The following is a 9,542-nucleotide window of genomic DNA, read 5'->3' on the forward strand; positions in this document are numbered from 1 at the left end:
CTACACGTAAGGTCGGCCAAGGTTACCGAGCGGCTATCCCGAGCTCTGACGGAAGTTTCGTCGGACGGGGTATGCGCACGCGCTTCTGGCGATTCAGCTCGCCGCTTTCCAGCTTCACCGCGCTTTTCGGCACGCCGAAGGCCTTGCCGAGGAACGCCAGCAGGTGGGCGTTGGCCTTGCCTTCCACCGGTGGCGCGGTGAGGCGGATCTTCAGGCGCTCACCGTGCAGCCCGGCGAACTCGTCGCGGCTCGCCTTGGGCTGCAGGTGGCAGTCGAGGATCAGGTCCTCGCCGTCCCAGTGATAGAACGGCATGCCCGGTTACATGAAGGGGCTGAGGATCTGCGGCATCCCGGTCATCGCTGCCAGGTTGCCGATCACCAGCATGTCGATCAGCTTCAGCGCGATGAACGCGAAGATCGGCGAGATATCCAGCCCGCCCAGGTTCGGCAGCAGCTTGCGGAACGGTGCCAGGAACGGCTCGCAGATCTGGTTCACCAGCTGGGCGCCGGGGTTGTAGCTGCCCGGAGCGACCCAGGAGAGGATCACGCTGATGATCAGGGCGAAGAAGAAAATCTTCAGGAACAGCGAGGTCACCGCGATGATCGACCAAACCAGCAGCTGCAGGATGTAGCCGCCGACCCCGTAGCCCATCAGGGTCAGGGTGACGACCATCAGCACCAGCTGGATCAGGATTGCCAGTACCAGGGATGCGAAGTCGATGCCGCCGAAGCCGGGGATGACGCGGCGCAGCGGGTTCAGCAGCGGCTTGGTGGCGCGCACGATGAACTGGCTCAGCGGGTTGTAGAAGTCGGCGCGGACCAGTTGCAGGATGAAGCGCAGCAGCACGATCAGCAGGTACAGGCTGCCAAGTGTCTGGATCACATAGATGGCGGCTGTGGAAAGTCCGGTCATGGGGCGGTCCTTGGTGAACGTTGGGCGCCGGCGCTCAGGGCCGGGCGAATCGGGCGGTCGGTCAACGACGGCGCTGTAACGCCATACTGTAGGGAATTCATCGTCGCCGGTCGCGTGTAAGTGTGTTTCGTCACGTGCAAATTCAACCCCTCCTGGCCATCAGGTCGCGGCCATTGCAGGCCGGGTCGGCGGTTCGGCTCAGGCCCAGCAGGGTGAAGCCGTTGGCTTGCTGGCGGATGCCGACATAACGCTGGTTGCCTTCGGCCAGGGGCTGCGGGCTGTCCAGCTCGATGTCCACCTGGAAGCGCGTGGGATCTGCCTTGCAGCCGCGCACGGCGGTGTAGGCGAGGGTGACGCCGCTGCGTTTGTTCAGCTCGAGGAGTTCTGCCCGCGCGGTCAGCGCCGCCTCGGCGCCGGCCGGATCGGCCCAGGCGCGGGCGAGATCGGCGTCCACCCGCAACCATTCATCGACGAAGCCGCGGCCATTGGACGCGGCGGGCTGGATGCGCTGGAAGCTTTCCCCCTCCTGGCGGTAGCGGAAGATACCTGGGCGGGTCAGCAGGTCGCCGTCCAGGCTGCCGACCTCGGCGCGCCACTCGAAGCCGTCGGGGCGGGCCTTGAGCTGTACTTCCTGTTCATCGCGGACATACCCGTGTTCGCTGTGCAGCAGGGTGCGCTGGTCCTGTTCAGCCGTCGCCGGGCGGATCACCTCCACCGCCAGGTGGCTCCAGCGCGAAGTGCACCAGGGCGTGCCGTGCATCAGCGCCAGATCGCCGCTGGCGAGCCGGCTGAGCATGAACAGGTCGCCGTAGGCGCCGGAAATGTCCTTATAAGGGCCGCTCTGCCAGTCCAGCGCGCGTACCCACGTGTCGCCGTCGCGGCGGTAGCCGCGCAGGACGTTGTCGGTGCCGCAGGGAATGGCGAAGCCGCCGCTCACCAGCAGCAGCGGGGTGGGGCTGTCGCTCAGGCTGACGACGATCTCGTTCTGGTCGGGCAGCGCCACTTCGCCGTCGCTGACGGGCTTGGGCGCGGGCAACAGGCGCTGGCGCAGACCGGCCTGCAGGGCGTCGAGGTCCGGCGTGGCCGGTGCGCAGGCCAGGTGGGCGTCGAAGGCGTCGGCCAGCGTCTGTTTATAGTGCTCGATGGCTTGGCCGAGCGCGGGTGAGACGGTGTTGTCCGCCTCGTCGTCGAAGCCGCTGGCCATGGCTTGCTGCATGGCCTGGTAGGCGGTGCGGGCAGCCTCGTCGATGGGCGGGGCAACGGGACATTGCGCCGCCTGGGCGGCGGCACTGGCCAGCAGGAAACAGACAGCGAGGGGCGGTGCGACCTTCCGTGGTCGCCGGGCGGTGTGGGTCATCGCAATCAGCGGCCCAACTGCTCGGCCAGTTCGGCGGAGCGGTGGTCGGCGGCGTTGACCGCCTTCTCCACCAGTGCCTCGAAGCCGTTGGCCTGGAAGGTGGTGATGGCCGCTTCGGTGGTGCCCTTGGGCGAGGTCACGCGGCGGCGCAGCTCGGCCGGGTCGACATCGCTGGTGGTGGCCATCTGTGCGGCGCCCAGGGCGGTCTGGCGGGCCAGCTGGCCGGCGACCTGGCGGGACAGGCCGAGCTTCTCTCCAGCGGCGGTCATGGCTTCCATCAGCAGGAAGAAGTAGGCCGGGCCGCTGCCGGAGACGGCGGTGACCGCATCGATCTGGCGCTCCTCGTCCAGCCACAGGGCGATGCCCACGGCGCTCAGCAGCTGCTGCGCCTGCTCGCGCTGGGCGGCGCTGACGCTGGCGTTGGGGTACAGGCCGCTGGCGCCCAGGCCGACCAGCGCCGGGGTGTTGGGCATGCAGCGGACGATGGCGCGCGGCTGGCCGTTCACTTCGCCCAGCCAGCGCTCGAGGCTGGCGCAGGGAATGCCGGCGGCGATGGAAACGATCAGCGCGTTCTCGCTCAGCGCCGGTGCCAGCGCCAGGCAGACGTCCTTCATGACCTGCGGCTTGACCGCCAGAACCACCACGTCGGCGCCGGCCACGGCGCTGGCGTTGTCGCCGACCACTTCGATGCCGTGTTCGGCCGCGATCTTCGCGCGCTGCTCGGCGCCCGGATCGCTGGCGCGGATGTCGCCGGCGGCGACGCCCTTGGCGCGCAGGCCGCCGATGAGACTGGCGGCCATGTTGCCGGCGCCGATGAAGGCAATGCGGGTGCTGCTCATGGAGTCTCTTCCTTTATTAGTGCGAGGCGCCGTAGTCGCGGGCGCCGAACAGGGCGGTACCGATCCGCACCCAGGTGGCGCCTTCGCCGATGGCGGCTTCGAGGTCGTGGCTCATGCCCATGGACAGGGTGTCCAGGCCGAGATTCAGGGCTTGCATCAGTTCGCGCAGGCGGCCGAAGGCGGCGTGCTGCGCGGCAACGTCTTCGGTCGGCTCGGGGATGGCCATCAGGCCGCGCAGTTTCAGGTGCGGCAGTTGCGCCACCGCCTGGGCCAGGGCCGGTAATTCCGCGGGGGAACAGCCGGACTTGCTGTCCTCGCCGCTGACGTTCACCTGCAGCAGCACGTTGAGCGGCGGCAGGTTCGCCGGGCGCTGTTCGGATAAGCGCTGGGCGACCTTCAGGCGGTCCACCGAGTGCACCCAGTGGAAGTGCTCGGCGATGGGGCGGGTCTTGTTCGACTGGATGGGGCCGATGAAATGCCAGGTCAGCGGCAGGTCGGCCAGCTCGGCCTGCTTGGCCAGGGCTTCCTGCAGGTAGTTCTCGCCGAAGTCGGCCAGGCCGCAGGCGAACGCCTCGCGGATGTCGGCGGCGGGTTTGGTCTTGCTCACGGCGAGCAACTGAACCGAGTTTGGCGTGCGATTTTTCGCTTGTTCCGCCTCACGGATTCGTACGCGAACCTTTGCAATATTCTCTGCTATCGTGGACATTACCGTCGCTTTTCCGCCCGGCTGCTGCGTGTTCTGCGGCATTCTACCTGCTTGCTCTTGATTGGGGAGTCCCATGGATATTACCGAGCTGCTCGCCTTCAGCGCCAAGCAGGGCGCTTCGGACCTGCACCTCTCGGCCGGCCTGCCGCCGATGATCCGCGTCGACGGCGATGTGCGCCGTATCAACCTGCCGCCGCTGGAGCACAAGCAGGTTCACGCGCTGATCTACGACATCATGAACGACAAGCAGCGCAAGGATTACGAAGAGTTCCTGGAAACCGACTTCTCCTTCGAAGTGCCGGGCGTGGCGCGCTTCCGGGTCAACGCCTTCAACCAGAACCGCGGCGCCGGCGCCGTGTTCCGGACCATTCCCTCCAAGGTGCTGACCATGGAAGACCTGGGGATGGGCGAAGTGTTCAAGCGCGTCTCCGACGTGCCGCGCGGCCTGGTGCTGGTCACCGGCCCCACCGGTTCGGGCAAGTCCACCTCGCTGGCGGCGATGCTCGACTACCTGAACAACACCAAGTACAGCCACATCCTCACCGTCGAGGACCCGATCGAATTCGTCCACGAATCGAAGAAGTGCCTGGTCAACCAGCGCGAAGTGCACCGCGACACCCTGGGCTTCAACGAGGCCCTGCGCTCGGCCCTGCGTGAAGACCCGGACATCATCCTGGTGGGTGAGATGCGCGACCTGGAAACCATCCGCCTGGCGCTGACCGCCGCGGAAACCGGCCACCTGGTGTTCGGCACCCTGCACACCACCTCCGCGGCCAAGACCATCGACCGTATCGTCGACGTGTTCCCCGCCGAGGAGAAGTCCATGGTCCGTTCCATGCTCTCCGAATCCCTGCAGGCGGTGATTTCCCAGACCCTGCTGAAGAAGATCGGCGGCGGCCGTGTCGCGGCCCACGAGATCATGATCGGCACCCCGGCGATCCGTAACCTGATCCGCGAGGACAAGGTCGCGCAGATGTACTCCGCCATCCAGACCGGCGGCGCGATCGGCATGCAGACCCTCGACATGTGCCTCAAGGGCCTGGTCGCCAAGGGCCTGGTCACCCGTGACGCGGCGAAAGAAAAAGCCAAGATCCCGGAAAACTTCTAATCCAACCGGGCCCCCTGCGGCCCGGCGCACGGAGCGCGCCACACGCACTCGCTTCGTGATCCGACAGCCCCGTCGTAGTCAGCGTGAACCTGGCGAGAAAGATCATGGAATTCGAGAAGCTGTTGCGCCTCATGGTGGAAAAGGGTGCCTCCGACCTCTTCATCACGGCCGGCGTGCCGCCTTCGATGAAGGTCAACGGCAAGGTGCTGCCGGTGACCAAGACCGCGCTGTCGCCGGAGCAGACCCGCGAGACCGTGCTCTCGGTGATGAACGAACAGCAGCGCCGCGACTTCGCCGAGAACCACGAGTGCAACTTCGCCATCAGCGCCCGCGGCGTCGGTCGTTTCCGGGTCAGCGCCTTCTACCAGCGCAACCTGGTGGGCATGGTGCTGCGCCGCATCGAGACCAACATCCCGACCATCGACGACCTGAAGCTGCCGGAAATCCTCAAGAAGCTGGCGATGACCAAGCGCGGCCTGGTGATCTTCGTCGGCGCCACCGGTACCGGCAAGTCCACCTCGCTGGCGGCGATGATCGGCTACCGCAACAAGAACTCCACCGGCCACATCATCTCCATCGAAGACCCCATCGAGTACATCCACCAGCACCAGGGCTGCATCGTCACCCAGCGCGAGGTGGGCCTGGATACCGATACCTTCGAGGTGGCGCTGAAGAACACCCTGCGCCAGGCGCCTGACGTGATCATGATCGGCGAAGTGCGTTCGCGAGAGACCATGGACCACGCCGTGGCCTTCGCCGAAACCGGCCACCTGTGCCTGGCGACCCTGCACGCCAACAACGCCAACCAGGCGCTGGAGCGGATCATCCATTTCTTCCCGGCCGACCGTCATGGCCAGGTGTGGATGGACCTCTCGCTCAACCTCAAGGCCATCGTCGCCCAGCAACTGGTGCCGACCCCGGACGGCAAGGGCCGCCGCGCGGTGATCGAGGTGCTGCTGAACACCCCGCTGGCCGCCGACCTGATCCGCAAGGGCGAGGTCCACGAGCTCAAGCCGCTGATGAAGCGCTCCACCGAGCAGGGCATGCAGACCTTCGACCAGGCCCTGTACCAGCTCTACACCCAGGGCGAGATCACCTACGAAGACGCGCTGGCCTACGCCGACTCGGCGAACGACCTGCGCCTGATGATCAAGCTGGGCTCGGAGACCGACGCCGATCACCTGAGCACCATGACCCAGGGCCTGACCCTGGAGATGAGCGACGACGACCCCAACCGCCGCTTCCGCTGATCCCGTTTTTTCGACATGACGCTCACCCGTGAAGCCCGCCCCGTGCGGGCTTTTCGTTTATGCTCAAGGCCTTGTCACGCAATGGGAGAAAGGCATGTCCGCCAACCCTGATACCCACAGCAAGGTCATCGGCTACCTGCTGTGGATCTTCGGCTTCACCGGCTCGCACCGCTTCTACTACGGCCGGCCGATCACCGGCACCATCTGGTTCTTCACCCTCGGCCTGTTCTTCATCGGCTGGATCATCGACCTGTTCCTCATCCCCTCCATGGACGACGCGGCGGACCAGCGCTACCGGGCCGGCGGCGTGGACTACAACGTCGCCTGGATCCTGCTGACCTTCCTCGGCGTGTTCGGCGTGCACCGCATGTACATGGGCAAGTGGCTCACCGGCATCCTCTACCTGTTCACCGGCGGGCTGTTCTTCATCGGCGTGCTGTATGACTTCTGGACGCTGAACAGCCAGATTTCCGAGCGCAACGGGCCGCAGCGGATCTGACCCCGCGCCGACTCTTCTCTTGTGGGAGCGAGCTTGCTCGCGAACATCCTGAGCGTCGAAGCTGGACGATTCGCGCGCAAGCTCGCTCCTACGAAAAGCCAATCCGCCGTCTTTCGTCGCGCCGCCTGGCGCGAGCTGGGCCTCGCGCCTAAGGTCAGGAGGACAGAAGCAGGCGCTGCCGGGCGATCCCCGGCTCGCCCAGAAGGAGTGGCTGCCATGAGCAACGAATCCCGCCCTGCCGTACTCGACCTGATCGGCAATACCCCCATGGTCCGCGTGACGCGCTTCGATACCGGGCCCTGCACCCTGTTCCTCAAGCTCGAATCGCAGAACCCCGGCGGCTCCATCAAGGACCGCATCGGCGTCGCCATGATCGAGGCCGCCGAGCGCGACGGTCGGCTGAAGCCCGGCGGTGTGATAGTCGAGGCCACCGCCGGCAACACCGGCCTGGGCCTGGCGCTGGTGGGCCGCGCCAAGGGCTACCGGGTGGTGCTGGTGGTGCCGGACAAGATGTCCACCGAGAAGGTCCTGCACCTTCGCGCCATGGGCGCCGAGGTGCATATCACCCGCTCCGACGTCGGCAAGGGCCACCCCGAGTATTACCAGGACGTCGCCGCGCGGCTGGCGCAGGACCTGCCCGGCGCCTTCTTCGCCGACCAGTTCAACAATCCCGCCAACCCGCTGGCCCACGAGACCGGCACCGGGCCGGAAATCTGGGCGCAGACCGGCCATGACCTCGATGCCGTGGTGGTCGGCGTCGGCTCCGCCGGCACGCTCACCGGCCTCACACGCTTCTTCCAGAAGGTCCAGCCCGAACTGGAGATGGTCCTGGCCGACCCCGTGGGCTCGATCATGGCCGAGTACTCGCGCTCCGGTGCCATCGGCACGCCTGGCTCCTGGGCGGTAGAGGGCATCGGCGAGGACTTCGTGCCGTCGATTGCCGACCTTTCCAGCGTGCGCCACGCCTACTCGATCAGTGACGAGGAAAGCTTCGCCACCGCCCGCGAACTGCTGCGCAACGAAGGCATCGCCGCCGGCTCGTCCACCGGCACGCTGCTGGCCGCCGCGCTGCGCTTCTGCCGCGAGCAGAAGCAGCCCAAGCGCGTGGTCAGCCTGGTCTGCGATACCGGCACGCGCTATCTGTCAAAGATCTACAACGACCAGTGGATGACCGACCAGGGCCTGCTGCAGCGCAAACATTACGGCGACCTGCGCGACATCATCGCGCGGCGCTTCGAGGAAGGCCGGGTGGTCAGCGTCGGCCCCGGCGACACGCTGCTTACCGCCTTCCAGCGCATGCGTCTGGCAGACATCTCCCAGCTCCCGGTACTCGACGGCAAGCGGCTAGTGGGCGTGATCGACGAGTCCGACATCCTCATGGGCGTGCATGACGACCCCGCGCACTATCGCTGCGAAGTCTCCAGCGCCATGAGCGACGCGCCGGAAACCCTCGCCCCCGGCGCCAGCCTCGCCGAGCTGGAAGCCGTACTGGGCCGCGGCCTGGTCGCCATCATCGCCGACGCCTCGGGCTTCCATGGCCTGATTACCCGATTCGACCTGCTCAACCATCTGCGGAGGACCCTCGCATGAGCCAGCACGACGACCGCCTCGGTTTCGCCACCCGCGTGATCCACGCCGGGCAGGAGCCGGACCCGTCCACCGGGGCGATCATGCCGCCGATCTACGCCAACTCCACCTACCGCCAGGACAGCCCCGGCGTACACAAGGGCCTCGACTACGGCCGCTCGCACAATCCCACGCGCTGGGCGCTGGAGCGCTGCGTGGCGGACCTGGAAGGCGGCAGCAAGGCGTTCGCCTTCGCTTCGGGGCTGGCGGCCATCTCGGCGGTACTGGAGCTGCTCGACGCCGGCTCGCACATCGTCTCCGGCAACGACCTCTACGGCGGCACCTTCCGCCTGTTCGAACGGGTGCGCCGGCGCAGCGCCGGGCACGACTTCCACTTCGCCGACCTGGCCCAGCCCGGAGCGCTGGAAGCGGCGCTGACCGACAAGACGCGCATGGTCTGGGTGGAAACCCCGAGCAACCCGCTGCTGCGCCTGACGGACCTTGCCGCCATCGCCCGCACCTGCCGCGAGCGCGGCATCCTCTGCGTGGCCGACAACACCTTCGCCAGCCCCTACGTGCAGCGCCCGCTGGACCTGGGCTTCGATATCGTCGTGCACTCCACCACCAAATACCTGAACGGGCACTCGGACGTGATCGGCGGCATCGCCATCGTCGGCGACAACCCCGACCTCGCCGAACGCCTGGGCTTCCTGCAGAACTCGGTGGGCGCCATCGCCGGCCCGTTCGATGCCTTCCTCACCCTGCGCGGGGTGAAGACCCTCGCCCTGCGTATGGAGCGCCACTGCGCCAACGCTCTCGACCTGGCGAAATGGCTGGAGCAGCAACCGCAGGTGAAGCGCGTCTATTATCCCGGCCTGCCGTCCCACCCGCAGCACGAGCTGGCGCGTCAGCAGATGAAGGGCTTCGGCGGGATGATCTCGCTGGACCTGGACACCGACCTCGCCGGCTCGCGGCGCTTCCTGGAGAACGTCCAGCTGTTCGCCCTGGCGGAAAGCCTGGGCGGCGTGGAAAGCCTGATCGAGCACCCGGCGATCATGACCCACGCCAGTATCCCGCCGGAGAACCGCGCGGCGCTGGGCATCGGCGATTCTCTGATTCGCCTGTCGGTGGGCGTCGAAGATGTGGAAGACCTGCGTACCGATCTGGCAAAGGCGTTGGCGATGATCTGACGCGCTTTTCGTAGGAGCGGGCTTTGGAGGGGAACCCCCAAGCAGCCGGGGGGGGGGTGTTTGGGGGGCAGCACGCGCCAACAAAAGCCCCCGCGCGCGGGGTGTTGGGGGGGG

At 66.8% G+C, this 9,542-nt stretch carries 10 protein-coding genes; 5 read left to right on the forward strand and 5 right to left on the reverse strand.

Annotated features, from left to right (window positions below; genetic code table 11):
• Window positions 1-22 precede the first annotated feature (22 nt).
• From ACCC94_RS12975 to ACCC94_RS12995, 5 genes are all read right to left on the reverse strand, one after another.
• Window positions 23-313, reverse strand: a complete 291-nt coding sequence (locus ACCC94_RS12975) for a DUF167 domain-containing protein (protein ID WP_413349856.1) — start codon at window positions 311-313, stop codon at window positions 23-25.
• Window positions 314-319: 6 nt separating this feature from the next.
• Entirely contained in the window at window positions 320-913 is a 594-nt protein-coding gene (locus ACCC94_RS12980) for a YggT family protein (RefSeq protein ID WP_045212986.1), read from the reverse strand.
• A 142-nt stretch (window positions 914-1,055) separates the two neighbouring features.
• Window positions 1,056-2,270, reverse strand: coding sequence for a hypothetical protein (locus tag ACCC94_RS12985; RefSeq protein ID WP_413349857.1), 1,215 nt, complete (start codon window positions 2,268-2,270; stop codon window positions 1,056-1,058).
• 5 nt (window positions 2,271-2,275) lie between these two features.
• On the reverse strand, window positions 2,276-3,109 hold the full coding sequence (gene proC, locus ACCC94_RS12990) for a pyrroline-5-carboxylate reductase (protein ID WP_413349858.1): 834 nt from the start codon (window positions 3,107-3,109) through the stop codon (window positions 2,276-2,278).
• A gap of 16 nt (window positions 3,110-3,125) precedes the next feature.
• Entirely contained in the window at window positions 3,126-3,815 is a 690-nt protein-coding gene (locus ACCC94_RS12995; protein ID WP_413349859.1) for a YggS family pyridoxal phosphate-dependent enzyme, read from the reverse strand.
• 73 nt (window positions 3,816-3,888) lie between these two features.
• Here ACCC94_RS12995 and pilT point away from each other — a divergent pair, with 73 nt between their 5' ends.
• The 5 genes from pilT (at window position 3,889) to ACCC94_RS13020 (ending at window position 9,428) form a co-directional block, all read left to right on the forward strand.
• Entirely contained in the window at window positions 3,889-4,923 is a 1,035-nt protein-coding gene (pilT, locus tag ACCC94_RS13000; protein ID WP_017520118.1) for a type IV pilus twitching motility protein PilT, read from the forward strand.
• A gap of 104 nt (window positions 4,924-5,027) precedes the next feature.
• The gene (gene pilU / locus ACCC94_RS13005) at window positions 5,028-6,173 is read left to right on the forward strand and encodes a type IV pilus ATPase PilU (RefSeq protein WP_017520119.1); all 1,146 of its coding nucleotides are present in this window, start codon (window positions 5,028-5,030) and stop codon (window positions 6,171-6,173) included.
• A 94-nt stretch (window positions 6,174-6,267) separates the two neighbouring features.
• Window positions 6,268-6,672 (forward strand): NINE protein, encoded by a 405-nt coding sequence (locus ACCC94_RS13010; protein ID WP_413349860.1) that lies wholly within the window; start codon window positions 6,268-6,270, stop codon window positions 6,670-6,672.
• A gap of 216 nt (window positions 6,673-6,888) precedes the next feature.
• On the forward strand, window positions 6,889-8,262 hold the full coding sequence (locus tag ACCC94_RS13015) for a pyridoxal-phosphate dependent enzyme (RefSeq protein ID WP_413349861.1): 1,374 nt from the start codon (window positions 6,889-6,891) through the stop codon (window positions 8,260-8,262).
• Window positions 8,259-9,428, forward strand: a complete 1,170-nt coding sequence (locus ACCC94_RS13020; protein WP_413349862.1) for a trans-sulfuration enzyme family protein — start codon at window positions 8,259-8,261, stop codon at window positions 9,426-9,428. Before ACCC94_RS13015 ends, ACCC94_RS13020 begins: the two co-directional genes overlap by 4 nt.
• Window positions 9,429-9,542 lie beyond the last annotated feature (114 nt).

Origin of the sequence: Pseudomonas sp. Pseusp97 (genome assembly GCF_047304025.1) — a bacterium.
Classification (GTDB): domain Bacteria; phylum Pseudomonadota; class Gammaproteobacteria; order Pseudomonadales; family Pseudomonadaceae; genus Pseudomonas.